Genomic DNA, 17,819 nt, shown 5'->3' on the forward strand with positions numbered 1-17,819 from the left:
TCACCTTGTAATAAGAGTTGTGTGTGCTAATCCAGCCCGAGGCTGTTACGCAGGATTTGCAGGCGTTCGTCGTCCCCGTCACGGGCAGCCTGCGTGAGCGATTTGGTTGGAGCATGAATCAGGCGGTTGGTCAGTTTCCAGGCCAGATCCTGCAGTACGGATTCCGCGTCGCCGCCCTGTTGTAGGGCAGCCAGCGCTTTGGCAGCCAGGTCGTCTCTCACCTGCTCTGCCTGACTACGGTATTCTCGAATGGTCTCGGAGGCGCTTTGCGCGCGCAGCCAGGCCATAAATTCACTGCATTCCTGAGCCACGATAGTTTCAGCCTCAACCGCCGCCGCTTTGCGCTGCGCGAGGTTGCTCTGAATAATGGCCTGCAGGTCGTCCACGCTGTAAAGGTAGGCGTTCGCCAGCTTACCCACCTCTGGTTCAACATCACGCGGTACGGCGATGTCTACCAGCAGCATCGGCTGGTTACGACGGGCTTTAAGCGCGCGTTCCATCATCCCTTTGCCGATGATAGGCAGCGGGCTGGCGGTAGAACTGATGATGATATCGGCATCCGCCAGACGTTCGTCAATTTCACTCAGGCTAATCACTTCCGCGCCGACCTCATCGGCCAGCACCTGAGCGCGTTCTCGGGTACGGTTGGCGATAATCATCTTCTCAACTTTATGCTCGCGCAGATGGCGGGCAACCAGTTCGATAGTCTCCCCGGCACCGACCAGCAGGACCGTTACCGAGGAAAGAGATTCAAAGATTTGCCGTGCCAGGGTGCAGGCGGCAAACGCGACGGAAACGGCGCTGGCGCCAATGTCGGTTTCGGTGCGCACGCGCTTGGCAACGGAGAAGGACTTCTGGAACATACGCTCCAGCTCGCTGGAAAGCGAATGACCTCTTTGGGAATCGGCAAAGGCTTTTTTCACCTGCCCGAGGATCTGCGGTTCGCCCAGCACCAGTGAATCCAGGCCGCTGGCCACGCGCATCAGATGGCTGACGGCGTCGTTATCGTGGTGCCAGTATAGGCTTTTACGCACTTCCTCTTCGTTGAGGTTGTGGTAATCACACAGCCAGCGCACCAGCCCTTCGTGCAGGTTTTCCTGTTGCTCAACGCTCAGATATAACTCAGTTCTGTTACAGGTCGACAGTACCACCCCGCCCTGGACCATAGGCTGTTCCAGCAAGCTGCCCAGCGCCTGGTCGAGCGTGTCTGGCGAAAACGTTACACGTTCTCGCAGCGATACTGGCGCGGTTTTGTGGTTAATTCCTAACGCTAACAGGGTCATGGAGCGGTCTGAGTAATACCGATGTTGATAAGGATTTCTGGTCGCATCATACAGGATGAGCCGAATCAATAAAAGAGAGCTTCCCCTTGTGGAGTAAGTGGATGATTTATGATTTAAGACAACATGACCGTAGACGCCCTGCCGCCCGCCCGCTAGCATGAACGGTTGACCACAAAAATGAATTTAAGGATTTGCTGCCGCCATGTTGATGCCAAAAGCCCGCCTGATGCGCCTTCTGCCCCTTGCCAGCCTCGTGCTGGCCGCCTGTTCAGTCAACCAACCGAGCGGCCCGGGCAAGAGTCCTGACTCGCCGCAGTGGTTAGAACACCAGCAACAAGTGCAAAAAATCACCCAGTATCAGACGCGCGGCGCTTTTGCTTATCTCTCCGATAGCCAAAAGGTATATGCCCGCTTTAACTGGCAGCAAACCGCGCCGGACCGCTACCGCCTGCTGCTGACCAACCCGCTCGGCAGCACCGAACTTGAGCTTAACGCTCAGCCGGATCGGGTTCAGTTAACCGACCGCGACGGCAAGCGCTACACCGCCACAGATGCGGAAGAGATGATTGGCAAGCTGACCGGAATGCCTATTCCGCTGAACAGCCTGCGCCAGTGGATGCTCGGCCTGCCGGGCGACTCCACAGACTACAAGCTGGACGACCAGTATCGCCTGCGCGAAGTAAACTACACCCAGGGTGGCAAAACCTGGAAAGTGGTGTACAGCGATTACGACAGCAAAACCCAACCTTCTCTGCCTTCCAACATGGAACTGCGCGAAGGCGATCAGCGCATCAAGCTGAAAATGGACAGCTGGACGGTGAAATAATGATCTCCCGCTGGCCTTCCCCTGCAAAACTGAACCTGTTTTTGTACATCACCGGCCGCCGTGCCGACGGCTATCACAACCTGCAGACGCTGTTTCAGTTTCTTGATTATGGCGATACGCTCGCCATCGAACTGCGTCACGACGGCGTCATTCAGCTGGTGACCCCGATTGACGGCGTGCCTGATGAAGAAAACCTGATTGTGCGAGCCGCCCGTATGCTGATGGAATACGCGGCAGAAAAAGGCACCCTGCCCGCGGGCGCAGGGGCCGATCTCGGCGTTGAGAAGCGGCTTCCGATGGGCGGCGGACTGGGCGGCGGCTCTTCCAACGCGGCCACCGTGCTGGTGGCGCTGAACCATCTCTGGAAAACCGGCTGTAGCGAAGACGAACTGGCCGCGCTGGGCATTCGTCTTGGTGCCGACGTGCCGGTGTTTGTCAGGGGTCATGCCGCCTTCGCGGAAGGCGTCGGCGAAATCCTGACGCCGGTTGAGCCTGAAGAAAAATGGTACCTGGTTGCCCATCCAGGCGTCAGCATTCCGACGCCGGTCATTTTTGGCGATCCTGACCTCCCGCGCGAAACCCCGGTCAGGTCAATTACGACGTTGCTAAAATGTGAATTTGGCAACGATTGTGAGGTTATCGCAAGAAAACGTTTTCGCGAGGTTGATGCCGCGCTTTCCTGGCTGTTAGAATACGCGCCGTCGCGCCTGACCGGCACCGGCGCTTGTGTGTTTGCTGAATTTAACACCGAGCACGCCGCCCGGCAGGTGCTTGAGCAAGCCCCGGAATGGCTGCATGGGTTTGTTGCGCGAGGCGTTAATAGATCTCCGCTGCATCAGGCCATATCCGGGCAAGCTGGGCATTGGTGACAACGTCACCTCGTTTCAGACGTTGCATCGTGCTCTTTAATACACCGCCTGGATGGGGGCTACCCCGCCCGCACATTATGCGGTAGCAACCATCCGCCACTGGACGCATGCCTGAGGTTCTTCTCGTGCCTGATATGAAGCTTTTTGCTGGTAACGCCACCCCGGAACTAGCACAACGTATTGCCAACCGCCTGTACACCTCCCTTGGTGACGCCGCCGTCGGTCGCTTTAGCGACGGTGAAGTAAGCGTACAAATCAACGAAAATGTACGCGGTGGTGATATTTTCATCATCCAGTCCACCTGTGCCCCAACGAACGACAACCTGATGGAACTGGTTGTTATGGTTGATGCCCTGCGCCGCGCTTCTGCAGGTCGTATCACCGCTGTTATCCCTTACTTTGGTTACGCTCGTCAGGACCGCCGCGTGCGCTCCGCTCGTGTGCCAATCACTGCGAAAGTCGTTGCTGACTTCCTCTCAAGCGTAGGGGTTGACCGTGTTCTCACCGTGGACCTGCACGCTGAACAAATCCAGGGCTTCTTTGACGTCCCGGTAGACAACGTCTTCGGTAGCCCAATTCTGCTGGAAGATATGCTGCAAATCGGTCTGGAAAACCCAATCGTGGTTTCCCCGGACATCGGCGGCGTGGTACGTGCCCGTGCTATCGCTAAGCTGCTGAACGACACCGATATGGCTATCATCGACAAGCGCCGTCCGCGCGCTAACGTTTCCCAGGTTATGCATATCATCGGTGACGTGTCCGGCCGTGATTGCGTGCTGGTTGACGACATGATTGATACTGGCGGCACCCTGTGCAAAGCAGCTGAAGCGCTGAAAGAACGCGGCGCTAAACGCGTATTCGCTTATGCCACTCACCCAATTTTCTCCGGCAACGCGGTGCACAACCTGCGCAACTCGGTGATCGACGAAGTGATTGTCTGCGATACCATCCCGCTGTCTGACGAAATCAAAGCCCTGCCAAACGTCCGTACCCTGACCCTGTCCGGTATGCTGGCTGAAGCTATTCGTCGTATCAGCAACGAAGAATCTATCTCTGCGATGTTCGAGCACTGATAGACGTTGCTTTTAAAACCCGCTGCGGCGGGTTTTTTCGTTTTTGAACTACTCTTTTTTCAATGCCTCCTTCACCTGCCTGAACGACAGATGATGCGCTCACGGATGGAATCACAAGTGAAAACCGTATCTTCTTCTCACGTAATGCCTTTCCGCGCCCTGATTGATGCCTGCTGGCGCGAAAAGTACACCCTGTCTCGCTTTAGCCGCGACGCCATCGCCGGCGTGACCGTCGGGATCATCGCTATCCCTCTCGCTATGGCGCTGGCCATCGGCAGCGGCGTTGCGCCGCAGTACGGTTTGTATACTGCCGCCGTCGCCGGGATTGTCATCGCCCTTAGCGGCGGCTCGCGCTTCAGCGTCTCCGGCCCGACAGCGGCTTTCGTGGTGATCCTCTACCCGGTCGCACAGCAGTTTGGCCTTGCGGGTCTGCTGGTTGCCACGCTGATGTCCGGGATATTCCTGATCCTGTTTGGGCTGGCGCGCTTTGGGCGGCTTATCGAATACATTCCGCTGTCGGTGACGCTGGGCTTTACCTCCGGGATCGGCATCACCATTGCGACGATGCAGGTGAAAGACTTTTTCGGCCTGACGCTGGAGCACGTGCCGGAGCACTACCTGAATAAAGTGGCCGCGCTGGCGATGGCGATGCCCACGGTGAATATGGGCGACGCTGCAATCGGCATCGTGACGCTGGCGGTGCTGATTCTCTGGCCACGCCTGGGGCTTCGTCTGCCGGGGCATCTTCCTGCGCTGCTGGCGGGCTGCGCCGTGATGGCGATTGTTGCTTCTTTGGGTGGTGAAGTCGCGACGATTGGCTCCCGGTTCCACTACGTGCTGGCCGACGGCACCCAGGGCAACGGCATTCCACAGCTTCTGCCTCAGCTAATGCTCCCATGGGCGATGCCAAATTCGGAGTTTACGCTTAGCTGGGATTCGCTCAGCGCCCTGCTGCCCGCGGCGTTCTCTATGGCCATGCTGGGTGCCATCGAATCCCTGCTTTGCGCGGTGGTGCTGGACGGCATGACCGGCACTAAACACAACGCCAACAGCGAGCTGGTCGGCCAGGGGCTGGGAAATATTATTGCCCCGTTCTTCGGCGGTATTACCGCCACTGCGGCCATTGCCCGCTCCGCCGCTAACGTGCGTGCCGGGGCAACTTCGCCGGTAGCCGCCATTATTCACTCGCTGCTGGTGATCCTGGCCCTGCTGGCGCTCGCCCCTCTGCTTTCCTGGCTGCCGCTTTCGGCGATGGCGGCCCTGCTGCTGATGGTGGCGTGGAATATGAGCGAGGCGCATAAAGTCGTCAACCTGCTGCGCCGGGCACCGAAAGACGACATCATCGTGATGCTAATCTGCATGTCGTTGACCGTGCTGTTTGACATGGTGATTGCCATCAGCGTTGGCATTGTGCTGGCGTCGCTGCTTTTCATGCGCCGGATAGCCCGAATGACCCGCCTCGCGCCGCTTAACAATGTGAATGTGCCTGAGGATGTGCTGGCGCTTCGCGTCACGGGGCCGCTGTTCTTTGCCGCCGCCGAAGGGCTGTTCATTCAGCTCGCCCAGCAGGTGCCGGGGCATCGGGTGGTTGTTCTGCAATGGGATGCGGTGCCGCTGCTGGACGCGGGGGGTCTGGATGCCTTCCAGCGCTTTGTAGAGAAAATGCCGGAAGGCTGCGAACTGCGGGTGACGAACCTTGAATTCCAGCCGCTGCGCACGCTCGCGCGGGCTGGCGTGAAGCCCATTCCCGGCCGCCTTACGTTCTTCCCGGATGTTCAGGCCGCACTGGCCGCCAGTTAGCGGCCAGCTTCACGCCTACAGCCCGGCTTCCCGCCTCCGCCGGGCGCTCACGCTTTCACGGTTCACGCCCCAGTTGTCGGTTTCAACCTCGTCGATAACCACAAAGGTGTCGGCGGGCTTTTTGTTTAATACCTGCTCCAGCAGATCGGTGACGCCCTCAATCAGCGCCAGCTTCTGCTCTGCGCTGACCCCTTCCCGGGTGACGCGAATATTAACGTATGGCATAGCAGCTCTCCCGTTACCAGATCCCGGCGGTGCTGCCGCCGTCCACGGCCATGACCGTGCCGCTGACGAACTGTGAATCCGTCAGGTACAACACGGCGTTCACCACATCCTGCACGGTGCCTGTCTTCCCGCTCGGAGACAGAGAGCTGAGAAAACCTACCGAGCCTGAATAATCCGCATGAAGCGGCGTCTCGATAATGCCGGGTGCAACGGCGTTAACCCGCACATTATCCGCCGCCAGTTCTAAAGCCAGCGCCCTGGTCGCCTGGTTCAAACCGCCCTTCACCATCACCGGCAGCAAAGCAGGCACCTTAACGTTAGGCTGCATGGCCACGCTCGCCGTGATGTTCACGATGTGCCCCGACTTATTTTTGCTCATATGGCTGGCAGCCAGCTGGGACGGGAACAAAAACCCTTTCAGGTTGGTGTTAATCAACGCGTCGATATCCTGCTCGCTATAATCGCTAGCCGGTTTCGGGATAAAGATCCCGGCGTTATTGATCAGAATATCCACGCGGCCAAAAGCGGCTATCGCCTGCTTAAACAGTGCTTCTGCGGTGGCCTTCAGCGCAATATCTCCGGCCACTGCCAGGAAGTTCGCCGGGTTGCCCAGGCTTGCAGCCGCCGTTTCTAAGCGCTTCAGCGTGCGGCCATTGCCGACAACATTATAGCCACGAGCCAGATAAGCCTGGGCGATAGCCAGGCCGATGCCGCTCGAGGCGCCGGTCACAATAACGGTTGGGGTTGAGTTCATGCTTTGCTCCTGTCGGTGAATGTGGAGCTCACTATACTTATGACACAATGACCGATAAATTAGCCATCCGTAACATGACAAGATACCTCATGTAATAAATAGAAAGAGAACGCCGGGATGAAACGCCACTTCGAAGAGATGCAGATCGGCACGCTGGAGCTGTTTTGCCAGGCCGCAGAACAGCTGAGCTTCAGCGCGGCGGCCAATTTTATGGGGATCACGCCCGCGGCGGTCAGCCGCTCCATCGCCCGCCTGGAAGAGCGCCTGGGCGTGCGCCTGTTCGTGCGTACAACCCGCCAGATCAGGCTGACAGAAAGCGGTGAGCGCTACTTCCGCCAATGCCAGCAGGCGCTGCAGCAGCTCAGAGAGGCGGAGCGAGAAGTCACCGGCGCGCAGATTGAACCTGCAGGCGTGCTGCGAATTAGCCTCCCCACGCCCTATTCTCATTATCGCGTGCTGCCGCTGCTGCCAGAATTCAGACAGCTTTACCCCCGCGTATCGGTGCAGGTTCACATCAGCAACCGCAACATCGACTTTGCCGATGAAAGTTACGACATCGCCATTCGCGGCCGCTCGCCCCAGGACTCATCGCTTATTGCCCGCAAGCTCGAAGATGCGGAGCTGATCACCGTGGCTTCCCCGGCCTATTTAGCCCGGGCGGGAATACCTAAAACGCTGGACGACTTAAATCATCACGAGTGCATCCAGTTTGAACTGCCGAGCACCGGACGAAAAGTGCCCTGGACGTTTAGCGTCGAGGGTAAAGATACCGACATTTTTACCCATGGCGGCTTCACCTGTGCGGAAGACGTGTTGGGGATTGTGACGCTTGCCAAAAGCGGCGCGGGCCTGATCCAGACCTACCGTTTTATACTGGAACAGGACGTGGCCGACGGGACGCTGGTTGAAGTGCTGCCCGAGTACGGCGGCACCTCCCGGCCGTTTATTTTACTCTACCCGCACGCCCGCCATCTCTCTTTACGCGTCAGGAGCCTGGTTGATTTCTTAGTCCAGCGGCTTGGAACATAGCGCCAATGGCCTGCTGCAGCCAGCTCAGCACCTCCGGCGTCATCCAGGTACCTTTGGCAAGCTCTGGTTCGTTCGCCATTGCGGTGCGGAATTTTTGTTGCGTTTCTGGCGATATCCCGGCGAACGACTGAAACAGCTCCAGCCAGCGGCGAGAGAGCTGTTGCGCCTGATTTGATTCAGGCTTCACCCCTTCCGCATTGGCCTTCCTCACCGCAGCCACCAGCGGCGGCCACTCCTGCATCCGGTCGAAATAGTGGCGGCTGGTGAAAGCAAACTCCTCATCGTTGAGGTAGCGCCGGTAAATCTCCAGCTTGCTGTGGCCAAATGCGCGAGTTACGTATTCGGTCAGCGCCGGTGAAATCCCTGTCTGGCGGGCCATATCCGGCTCAGCCTGATGCATTTTGTTCAGGCGAACCAGGAAATCCGGTTCACCCGCCGTGTCACGCTCCAGGATTTTCATCCAGTGCGCCGCCAGCCGCTGGGCGCGTTCATCGGCCGGGGGAACGCCCTGAGCATGAAGCCCGGCCACCTCGTCGACCAGTTGTTTCCACTCTTCGTCGCGGCGGCTATCAGCCTGCGCAAAAGGCAGGCGCTCTAACTCTTCTTTTGAAAAATAGCGATCGTACATCGTCATTAACTCCAGCGTTGTCAGCCATTCCTCGAGGTCAGGTTCTGCGCCGCTGCGCAAAGTTTCACGCAGCGTAACCAGTCGCTGGCGCAGCACGGCGATTTCAGCCAGTTGGCCATCCAGCACTGAGATCTGTGAATCCAGGATCTCCGGGAGCGACAGCGCCTGACGATCGAGACAGTCGCGCACCTCACCCAGGCTCATTCCCATCCGGCTCAGCGCCTGAATATGATGCAGCCGGGCGATATCCTGCCGGTTATACAGTCGATAACCCGCGGCGGTGCGGGCAGAAGGCAGCAACAGACCTATAGCTTCATAGTGGTGTAGCGTTCGTACCGTAGTCCCGGCACGCTTTGCCAGTTCACCCACTTTGAACAACATATCCTGCTCCTTTTGGCTTCTGCTGAGGGGGAGTGTGCAGCCTCACGTTACGTGAGGGTCAATCCGTTAAGCATAAAAAAAACGGCCCCTGAAAAGGAGCCGTTTCTCAAAATCTGCTAAATATTAGCTGTGGCGATGATGTTCATCCCGGCGGCAGCGTTTGTCGTAATGGCGTACCCACCAGTAACGGTCGCAGACCTGTTCACGTCCGCCAATGCGCGCCCCTGCAAGCCAAAGTACGGCCCCAACGAAAATGCTCAGCACGGCACCGTGGGCGAAAAACTGCGGCAGGTTTAGCTGCGGGAGCTGGTTCAGAATTGAATAGCCCACGCCGACCACCATCACAACCAGTCCCAATCCCATGAGGACATTACCGAGTAACGAAGCGTTTCTGCGTTTCATATGTCACCTCCGCAAGATTACGGGTCGGTGGGGAACATCCCCTATCCTTGTGACTAAAGTATAGACAACGCCCCTAAAGCGCGTGTGCGTGAGCGATCACAATTACGAACGAAAGGCCTACAAAAGTTTACAAATAAGCGCCTGAGTTACTTGAAATTCTAATGGTTCAGATCCTCAACTATTCAAGAATGTGTCTGCGCGGGGATTGCGCTTTGTCAACGTCGCCCTCGCACAGTAAACTACGCGGCTGTGAACGGTTTTCAGGAATTTAAACGTGAGCATTAAATTAATTGTCGGCCTGGCTAACCCAGGCGCTGAATATGCAGCGACCCGCCATAATGCCGGGGCCTGGTATGTGGATTTACTGGCCGAGCGCCACAATCAGTCGCTGAAAGAAGAAGCGAAATTCTTTGGCTACACCGCCCGCATTAATCTGGGTGGAGAAGACGTTCGCCTGCTGGTTCCGACCACGTTTATGAACCTCAGCGGGAAAGCGGTTGCCGCCATGGCCACCTTCTTCCGCATTGCCCCGGACGAAATTCTGGTGGCGCACGATGAACTGGATCTCCCGCCGGGCGTGGCAAAATTTAAGCTGGGTGGCGGGCACGGCGGGCACAACGGCCTGAAGGACATCATCAGCAAACTCGGCAATAACCCGAACTTTCACCGGTTACGCGTGGGGATTGGCCATCCGGGCGATAAAAACAAAGTTGTCGGCTTTGTGCTCGGCAAACCGCCGATCAGCGAACAGAAGCTTATCGACGACGCGGTAGACGAAGCGGCGCGCTGCACCGAAGTCTGGCTGAAAGAAGGCCTGACTAAAGCCACTAATCGTCTGCACGCCTTTAAAGCACAATAAACCGGCCTTCCCCGCACCGGGAAAGGATTTCCACGCCCGCTGGCGGCGGTTTCAGTGTATAATACGCAAAGTTATCTACATTTTTTCAATGAAAACAGTAAAATTCATTGATAATCAAGCAATTAAGGTGATTTAAACCATGGGATTCAAATGCGGTATCGTCGGCTTGCCGAACGTGGGTAAATCCACGCTGTTCAATGCCCTGACCAAAGCAGGTATCGAAGCGGCTAACTTCCCGTTCTGTACCATCGAACCGAACACGGGCGTGGTGCCAATGCCGGACCCGCGTCTGGACAAGCTGGCCGAAATCGTTAAACCGCAGCGTATCCTGCCGACCACCATGGAGTTCGTGGACATCGCTGGTCTGGTGAAAGGCGCGTCTAAAGGCGAAGGCCTGGGCAACCAGTTCCTGACCAACATCCGTGAAACCGAAGCTATCGGCCACGTGGTGCGCTGCTTCGAAAACGACAACATCATCCACGTAAACAATAAAGTGGATCCGGCTGACGACATCGAAGTCATCAATACCGAGCTGGCGCTGTCTGACCTGGACACCTGCGAGCGCGCGATTCATCGCGTGCAGAAGAAAGCCAAAGGCGGCGACAAAGACGCTAAAGCCGAGCTGGCAGCGCTGGAAAAATGCCTGCCGCAGCTGGAAAACGCCGGTATGCTGCGCGCGCTGAAAAATCTGACTGAAGAAGATAAAGCGGCAATCAAATACCTGAGCTTCCTGACCCTGAAGCCAACCATGTACATCGCCAACGTTAACGAAGACGGTTTTGAAAACAACCCGTACCTCGATAAAGTCCGCGAAATTGCCGCAGGTGAAGGTTCCGTCGTGGTTGCCGTCTGCGCCGCCGTTGAATCCGACATCGCCGAACTGGACGACGCCGACCGTGAAGAGTTCATGGCCGAGCTTGGTCTGGAAGAGCCGGGCCTGAACCGCGTGATCCGCGCAGGCTACGAGCTGCTGAGCCTGCAAACCTACTTCACCGCTGGCGTGAAAGAAGTACGCGCGTGGACCATCCCTGTCGGCGCAACCGCTCCACAGGCGGCGGGTAAAATCCACACCGACTTCGAAAAAGGCTTCATTCGTGCGCAAACCATCGCCTATGAAGACTTCATCACCTACAAAGGCGAGCAAGGCGCGAAAGAAGCCGGCAAAATGCGCGCCGAAGGTAAAGACTACGTAGTGAAAGATGGCGACGTGATGAACTTCCTGTTCAACGTCTAAGCTGTTCCCTCCGGCCATAAAAAATCCACGCTCAGGCGTGGATTTTTTTTAAACAAAGAAAAATCAGCGAGCCGCGCTGTTCGGGTAAGTCGTCGCCGCCGGCAAAACACGTTTATCCAGTCGGTGTAACCCGTAATAGAGTGCTGCGGTGCCAAACCAGCCGATGATCCACGACACGTCGTTGCCGTCGAAGAGCCACGTCAGCGAACCGTGGAAAAGCGGGTTCTCAATGAACGGCAGTTGAATCAGTACCCCGACGATATAAACCCCTATGCCAAACAGGTTCCAGCGGCCATAGCGCTTATCGGCGTCAAACAGCGCGGGAATATCTACGGCTCGGGATGAAATAAAGAAGTAGTCGGTCAGGCTAATGGCGCTCCACGGCACAAAGAAGGCCAGCAGGAAAAGCAGGAAATGGGTGAAGTGTTTCAGGAATGCCGGTTCACTCAGCAGCGCAATAATGCAGGAAGCCGCCACCATCAGCACCACAAACAGAATGCGGTTCTTCTGGCTCAGGATCACCTGCTTGCGGAATCCGGACACAATGGTGGTCAGCGACATAAAGCTGCCGTACGCGTTCAACGTGGTAAAAGTAATTTTGCCGAAGCAGATAGCAAAATAAATCAGCATCGCCATGGTTTCGGTTTTGCCCAGCCCCACAATATAGCCAACCTCGTGGCCGGAAAAAGCACTCCCGGCTATGGCAGCGGTGATAACCCCCAGCGTCATCGAAGCCTGAGTCCCCAGCACGGTGCCGCTAAACACCGAGAAAAACACCTTCGGGCCTGACACGTCTCGCGGCAGATAGCGCGAGTAATCGGAAACATAGGGGCAAAAGGCAATTTGCCAGGAAGAGGACAGCGACACAGCCAGCAAAAACATTGGCATGGAGAAGTGGTTATTTTGCAAAATGGCCGCGAGATCGGTGTTGAACAGCAGCGATCCAAACAGCCAGGCAAAAGCCAGCACGCCGACAATACTGGCGACCTTCCCGAGCTTATGAATTACCCGATAACCAAGCACGGCAATGACGATAATAATGGCGCTAAACAGGATCATCCCGCTGACATCGCTGATCGACAGCAAATGCGCCATCGCCTGCCCCGCCAGCACGGTGCCGCTGGCAGAAAACCCGATATACATAATGCACACCAGCACCAGCGGAATCACCGCCCCGTAAACACCAAACTGCGCCCGGGAGATGATCATCTGCGGCAGGCCAAGACGCGGCCCCTGCAAAGCGTGGAAGGACATGATCGATGCCCCCAGAATCTGCCCTACAAACAACCCCACCAGCGACCAGACTACATCGCCGCCCAGCACCACGGCCAGCGCGCCGGTGACAATCGCTGTGATCTGCAAATTGCCGCCGAACCAAAGGGTAAACTGGCTAAACGGATGCCCGTGACGCTCCCCGTCCGGGATGTAATCGATAGATCGGGTCTCGCTCAGACGTGAGCCCTTTTTTGACTGTTCTTCTGTGGATGAAAAGGAAGACATAACGACCTCGCTGAACCTGATTAAACGCCGGAAAACCCATCGCACATCAAATGATCACTCATGTATATACAAGCAATGAACGCAAACCACACCCTGCTGATAATGAATTTGCGAACTAAGTTGTAGATTTTATGTAACCAAATTGATGTGCAGATGTACCAATATGAAAAACTGATGGTTGCGTGGCATTGAAAACCAGTCCAAACGTTGACAGGAGGGCTAACGTTGAGAAAAGAGGTAAATTAAGGCGCCAGTTAATATCAAAAGAAACCCACGCTGACGGTGGGTTTCTTACCTTGCTGCCTGCTATACAGGCTGAAAAAATGGGGATTACAGCCCGGCAGGGCGCGGCACTTCGAAATAGTTGCCGTTAATATCCTTCTGATAATAGCTGCCATTACGCACGTAATAGCGTTTGCCGTTGTAATCCAGCACACTCACGCCAGTGTTAATGCTGGACGGCGTCTCCACGCGAATGTATTCCGCCCCCTGACGCTGGTAGTAAATCCCGTTGACCACGTAATAAGTCAGGCCGCCCACGATAATGGCCGTGGCAAGCCCCGGTAAGACGGTCAAACGCGGCCCGCCATAGAAATAATGTGGCCCCGGATAATAACGTGGGCCAGACCAGAACCCCGGGCCATGGCCAAACCAGGGGCCAGGACGCGCCTGCGCCAGGGAAGGCACAACAATCAGCGCAGACATTGCCAACACATACAGATACTTTTTCATCTCGAACTCTCCTGACCTGCGGCTGAACGCGAGCTTTAGCCCGCTTTATGTCGATTATAATCCCGCCGCATCAGGCTTTTCCGTATAGGGAAAGTAAATCCGCGAAATCTCCACAATCCCGCTGATGACGTCTTTATTTGTCCATAGATGTAAAAAATCCACGCAAAGCGTGGATTATATTGTCTGCAAGAACGCTGGCGTGAGGTTATTCGAAACAAACGTCAGGGTTATCCGCCAGGGAAATAAACGACTTGCTGTTTTTATCCAGGGTGCGAATTTCGCCGCTTTCGATATCGTAAACCCAGCCGTGCAGGCGCAGGCCATTGTTACGCAGCCCTACCGCGACGGAAGGATGCGTTTTAATGTTGTTCAGCTGGGCGATAACGTTTTCTTCTACCATGGCGTTGACCTTGTCGGTCTCGTTGTTCCAGGTTTTCTTTTCCACCACCGCTTTTGCCGCATCGGCATAGTGCAGCCAGTGCGCAACGGCTGGCATCGGGTCCAGGCACTGGCAGGAGGCGATCGCTTTCATTGCGCCGCAGTTAGAGTGCCCGCAAATCACAATATCGGTCACGCCAAGGGCAACAACCGCGTACTCGATGGTCGCAGAAACGCCGCCAGGCTCCGGACCGAAAGAAGGCACGATATTGCCGGCATTACGAATAACGAAGAGCTGCCCAGGTTCTTGCTGCGTTACCAGCTCCGGTACCAGACGGCTGTCGGAGCAGGAAATAAAAAGCGCTTTAGGATTTTGGCTGGACGCCAGGCTGCGAAAGAGCTCTTTGCGCTGCGGGAAAATCTCTTTCTGGAAGTTAAGAAAGCCTTCGATGATATGTTGCATAGCACGTTCTCTTGTTCTGTAGTGACTCCGACATGATAGAGATCACATTGAGTTAGTCCAGCCCCAACGCCGCTTTTTCTCTGCCGACAAGCCGGAATAAATCCACATCAATCGTGGATTTATTCCCTGCTACCGGCGGCAAATACTTAGCCGCATCGGGCTTTAATCGCCGAGACGTTTTTCTCAAGATTGGCCGGATCGTATTCCGCTAATTGAAAATTAAAACCTTGATTCCTCTGTAGATCCAGGCGCTCCGGGCGCAGCATGTTCGGGTTACTGTCAACGTCGAACAGCTTCGCAATATGCCCCGGATCGATTCGTCCGTGCGACATATTCATAAAATGCGTGTTGATGTCGTTGAGCGATACCGGATGCGAGGCTTTCTTGCTCATCCAGTCATCAAGACGCAGCGGGCGTGTCGCTCCGTCGCCTAAATCGGACTGATACAGAAACGCATCGCGCCTTGGCTTAGAGCTTGCCGGCAGATCAATGACGTACGCATGGCCCATGCCTGCGTCATTCACACGCAAAATAAAATGTTTGTGAGCGGGTAAGCTGGCAAGCTGCTGCTGAAGCTGAGGTAACGACATTGTACGACCGTGTTCAAAAGCGTAGCTGAAATGGTCGGTGTCGAGGAAAAGCTTCATTACGTTATTCGCCGTGACGCCGCAAACAGGCTCGTTAATGCGCTTGCTGCTGCCCAGCATCGCCTCAACTTCGTGCTTAGGCATCCCCCACTCTCTGGCCGTATTGGAAATATTATCGTCTATCGCTTTCAGCAGCGCCGAAGGACTTTTATGGTGAATCGGCACCGAATTGTCATCGCTGTTAAGCAGCACGTTGGCCCTCAGGTTTTTGCCGCTTAGCTTCGCGAAATCCTGCACCAGGCGGGTGGACGGGTTATTCACGCTGCGGGACGACGAAGCCGTGGCCGACGTTCTGGTGGTGCGGCTCGACTGGCCACTTTGCGCCTGCAGGCGAGGATCGGACTGTGTAGGACGGAACGTATTAAGGATATTTCTCATCGGAGGGTATTCCACTCGTTGGGTAATTGAGGCTGAGTGGTAGCGCTGGCGCGCAGGTTCCCCGACAAAGGTGAAAAAACCACGCCGAAGTGTGGGTGGTTCGGGACAAACGTGCCTACCGCAGCGTATAGCCGCCGTCGCAATAGATAGTGCTGCCGGTAATATTTTGATTATCAAGCAGAAAAAGCGCCGTTGCAGCCTGCTCATCTACGTGCCCCGGGCGACCATTTAGCGCCAGGCTGTTCCAGTGTTGCCAGGCCGATTCGCGCACTTCCGCCGGGCGGTTGCGCCAAAGTTCGCTGTCGGTAGTGCCCGGCGACAGGCAGTTGACTCGAACCGGCTTTAGTTCCACCGCCAGGCCCCGCGCCAGTCCCTCAAGCGCCGCGTTACAGGCGGCATAGGCGGGTGCCCCAATAGGACGGGCAGATGCCGCACCGGACATCAGCACCACCGCAGAGGAAGCGTACAGATAGGGAAGCGCTTCATAAACGGCCCAATACTGTGACCAGAATTTGGCCTGAAACAGCGCTTCGGAAGTGACGGCATCGCCATCGCGAAAATCGCCAGTTTGATAAGTGGCTGCCGGAGTAAACAACCCCTTCAGCGGCCCGGCATCCGAAAAGAAAGCCCTGAGAGACAAACGGTCGGTGACATCCACCGTTTTACCGGCGGCATTTTTGCCAAGCTCGGCTAATGCCGCCTGCAGTTTTTCCCCCGACCGCCCGCCGATAAGCACGCTGTCTCCGCGAGAAGTCAGCTTGCGGGCAAGCGCCAGCCCGATACCAGAGCTGCCGCCCAAAATAGCATAACGTGCACTGGCCATGATTTTCTCCTCGTAAACTTGCAGGCCAGCATTACAACCCGAAATCCCGGAGGCGGATAGCTCAATAGCGGATATGCATTTTCACCGGGCAACTAACGCGTTAGCTGCTTCAAAACCTGCGCGAAGTCCGCTTTGATCTCTGCGTCTTTCTCATGTCGCCCTTGACGGATCACCCATTTCCCGCCAGTCATAACGTCTTTGATTGGGTTAGAAGAGCAGGCAAAAATCCAGCGATTCAACAGCTCGCTATCTTTCGCTGTCGCCAGGAACGGATCGTCCCCGTCCAGCACCAACCAGTCGGCCCTCGCCCCTACGGCCAGCTCACCAATGTTTTGCCCTAGCGCCATGCGCCCGCCGCGCAGCGCTCCCTGATAAAGCACGTTGCCGACATAAGGCTCCGCCTCAAGGTGAAGCAAATTGCGGCGGCGGTTATTCAGCCGCTGGCCGTATTCAAACCAGCGTAAATCCTCGCTCACGCTGACGCTGATATGGCTGTCGGAGCCAATGCCCCAGTTGCCGCCCTGCTGCAAAAACGCCTGCCCAGGGAAAATGCCGTCCCCGAGATTCGCTTCGGTGGTCAAACACAACCCGGCGACTGCGCCAGAATCAGCCATAAGCCGCGTTTCGCTTTCGGTGATGTGCGTGGCATGAATCAGGCACCAGCGTTCATCGACGGGCATATTGTCATACAGCCACTCGACGGGACGCAGCCCGGACCAGGCGAGGCAGTCCGCCACCTCTTTCTGCTGCTCGGAAATATGAATGTGCACAGGTTGGGGTTGCGTCTGGCTCGCCAGCACAATATGCATTTGTTCCGGCGTCACGGCGCGCAGCGAGTGGAAGCACAGCCCTGCGCGCTGCATCGGTTCCGGAGCAAGCGCCGTGGTGATACTGTCGTACAGTTTCAGGTAGCTGTCGGTGTCGTTAATAAAGCGGCGCTGCCCCGCCGAAGCGGGCTGCCCCCCGAACCCGGAATGCGTATACAGCACCGGGAGCAGCGTCAGGCCAATGCCGACGTTTTTTGCGGCCTGAGCCACGCGCAGCGCCAGCTCCGCAGGCTGTGCGTAGGCTTTGCCGTCCACATTGTGATGCAGATAGTGAAACTCGGCCACCGAGGTATAGCCGGCTTTCAACATTTCGATATACAGATAGCTGGCGATGGTCTCCAGCTGTTCCGGGGTGATTTTGCCCACCAGGCGATACATGAGATCGCGCCACGTCCAGAAGCTGTCTGCCGGGTCGCCAACCACTTCCGTTAGCCCCGCCATCGCCCGCTGAAAAGCGTGCGAATGCAGGTTCGGCATCCCCGGCACGACAACGCCGCCCAGGCGGATATCACCTTCATCCGGCACGCAGTCAGCTGCCACTGAATGAATGACGCCCTCGGGCGAAACGCCCATTCTGACATTTTCCGCCCAGCCCTGCGGCAGAAGCGCTTTTGCCGCAAAATATACCGCCATATCAGCACCCCGGTTCGATGTTAATCAATTGTATATACATGCATGTATATATACATCCAAATAGGGGTAGAGTAA

General features: G+C 56.4%; 18 protein-coding genes. 7 read left to right on the forward strand and 11 right to left on the reverse strand.

Features of this window, described 5'->3' with window-relative positions; translation table 11 throughout:
* Positions 1-26: 26 nt before the first annotated feature.
* The gene (gene hemA, locus LH86_RS17135) at positions 27-1,283 is read right to left on the reverse strand and encodes a glutamyl-tRNA reductase (protein WP_039303817.1); all 1,257 of its coding nucleotides are present in this window, start codon (positions 1,281-1,283) and stop codon (positions 27-29) included.
* A 202-nt stretch (positions 1,284-1,485) separates the two neighbouring features.
* Between hemA and lolB the strand changes: the two genes are divergently transcribed.
* From lolB to dauA, 4 genes are all read left to right on the forward strand, one after another.
* A complete protein-coding gene (gene lolB / locus LH86_RS17140) occupies positions 1,486-2,109 on the forward strand; it encodes a lipoprotein insertase outer membrane protein LolB (protein ID WP_039294240.1) in 624 nt (207 codons plus the stop codon).
* A 2-nt stretch (positions 2,110-2,111) separates the two neighbouring features.
* A complete protein-coding gene (gene ispE, locus LH86_RS17145; RefSeq protein WP_197061718.1) occupies positions 2,112-2,978 on the forward strand; it encodes a 4-(cytidine 5'-diphospho)-2-C-methyl-D-erythritol kinase in 867 nt (288 codons plus the stop codon).
* A gap of 125 nt (positions 2,979-3,103) precedes the next feature.
* Positions 3,104-4,051 (forward strand): ribose-phosphate diphosphokinase, encoded by a 948-nt coding sequence (gene prs / locus LH86_RS17150; protein WP_008454180.1) that lies wholly within the window; start codon positions 3,104-3,106, stop codon positions 4,049-4,051.
* A gap of 105 nt (positions 4,052-4,156) precedes the next feature.
* Entirely contained in the window at positions 4,157-5,851 is a 1,695-nt protein-coding gene (gene dauA / locus LH86_RS17155; RefSeq protein WP_071842844.1) for a C4-dicarboxylic acid transporter DauA, read from the forward strand.
* Positions 5,852-5,866: 15 nt separating this feature from the next.
* Here dauA and LH86_RS17160 read toward each other — a convergent pair whose 3' ends face one another.
* Together LH86_RS17160 and LH86_RS17165 are read right to left on the reverse strand one after the other, a co-directional pair.
* The gene (locus tag LH86_RS17160) at positions 5,867-6,076 is read right to left on the reverse strand and encodes a tautomerase family protein (protein ID WP_039303829.1); all 210 of its coding nucleotides are present in this window, start codon (positions 6,074-6,076) and stop codon (positions 5,867-5,869) included.
* Positions 6,077-6,089: 13 nt separating this feature from the next.
* Entirely contained in the window at positions 6,090-6,830 is a 741-nt protein-coding gene (locus tag LH86_RS17165) for an SDR family NAD(P)-dependent oxidoreductase (protein WP_039303831.1), read from the reverse strand.
* Between the two features lie 117 nt (positions 6,831-6,947).
* On the opposite strand from LH86_RS17165, the gene LH86_RS17170 reads away from it, so the two are divergent.
* A complete protein-coding gene (locus LH86_RS17170) occupies positions 6,948-7,859 on the forward strand; it encodes a LysR family transcriptional regulator (RefSeq protein WP_039303834.1) in 912 nt (303 codons plus the stop codon).
* On the opposite strand, the gene LH86_RS17175 is transcribed toward LH86_RS17170, so the two are convergent.
* Together LH86_RS17175 and ychH are read right to left on the reverse strand one after the other, a co-directional pair.
* Positions 7,816-8,868 (reverse strand): MerR family transcriptional regulator, encoded by a 1,053-nt coding sequence (locus tag LH86_RS17175; protein ID WP_039303836.1) that lies wholly within the window; start codon positions 8,866-8,868, stop codon positions 7,816-7,818. The two genes, LH86_RS17170 and LH86_RS17175, sit on opposite strands and share 44 nt — an antisense overlap.
* Before the next feature lie 123 nt (positions 8,869-8,991).
* Positions 8,992-9,270: a stress-induced protein YchH gene (gene ychH / locus LH86_RS17180; RefSeq protein ID WP_008454166.1), complete on the reverse strand. Its 279-nt coding sequence runs from the start codon at positions 9,268-9,270 to the stop codon at positions 8,992-8,994.
* A gap of 274 nt (positions 9,271-9,544) precedes the next feature.
* On the opposite strand from ychH, the gene pth reads away from it, so the two are divergent.
* Positions 9,545-10,129: an aminoacyl-tRNA hydrolase gene (gene pth / locus LH86_RS17185; protein WP_039303842.1), complete on the forward strand. Its 585-nt coding sequence runs from the start codon at positions 9,545-9,547 to the stop codon at positions 10,127-10,129.
* Between the two features lie 139 nt (positions 10,130-10,268).
* Complete coding sequence (gene ychF, locus LH86_RS17190; protein ID WP_039303845.1) at positions 10,269-11,363, forward strand: redox-regulated ATPase YchF; 1,095 nt, start codon at positions 10,269-10,271, stop codon at positions 11,361-11,363.
* Positions 11,364-11,426: 63 nt separating this feature from the next.
* On the opposite strand, the gene LH86_RS17195 is transcribed toward ychF, so the two are convergent.
* From LH86_RS17195 to LH86_RS17220, 6 genes are all read right to left on the reverse strand, one after another.
* Entirely contained in the window at positions 11,427-12,815 is a 1,389-nt protein-coding gene (locus tag LH86_RS17195) for a purine-cytosine permease family protein (RefSeq protein WP_039306334.1), read from the reverse strand.
* Positions 12,816-13,193: 378 nt separating this feature from the next.
* Entirely contained in the window at positions 13,194-13,595 is a 402-nt protein-coding gene (locus tag LH86_RS17200) for a DUF6515 family protein (protein WP_039303846.1), read from the reverse strand.
* Positions 13,596-13,800: 205 nt separating this feature from the next.
* Positions 13,801-14,436: a carbonic anhydrase gene (locus tag LH86_RS17205; protein WP_039303849.1), complete on the reverse strand. Its 636-nt coding sequence runs from the start codon at positions 14,434-14,436 to the stop codon at positions 13,801-13,803.
* 146 nt (positions 14,437-14,582) lie between these two features.
* The gene (locus LH86_RS17210) at positions 14,583-15,461 is read right to left on the reverse strand and encodes a cycle-inhibiting factor (RefSeq protein ID WP_039303851.1); all 879 of its coding nucleotides are present in this window, start codon (positions 15,459-15,461) and stop codon (positions 14,583-14,585) included.
* A 115-nt stretch (positions 15,462-15,576) separates the two neighbouring features.
* Positions 15,577-16,284, reverse strand: a complete 708-nt coding sequence (locus LH86_RS17215; RefSeq protein WP_039303854.1) for an SDR family oxidoreductase — start codon at positions 16,282-16,284, stop codon at positions 15,577-15,579.
* Between the two features lie 92 nt (positions 16,285-16,376).
* On the reverse strand, positions 16,377-17,744 hold the full coding sequence (locus LH86_RS17220) for a formimidoylglutamate deiminase (protein WP_039303856.1): 1,368 nt from the start codon (positions 17,742-17,744) through the stop codon (positions 16,377-16,379).
* Between the last annotated feature and the right edge of the window lie 75 nt (positions 17,745-17,819).

This window comes from Cedecea neteri, assembly GCF_000758325.1.
GTDB classification, from domain to species: Bacteria; Pseudomonadota; Gammaproteobacteria; order Enterobacterales; family Enterobacteriaceae; genus Cedecea; species Cedecea neteri_B.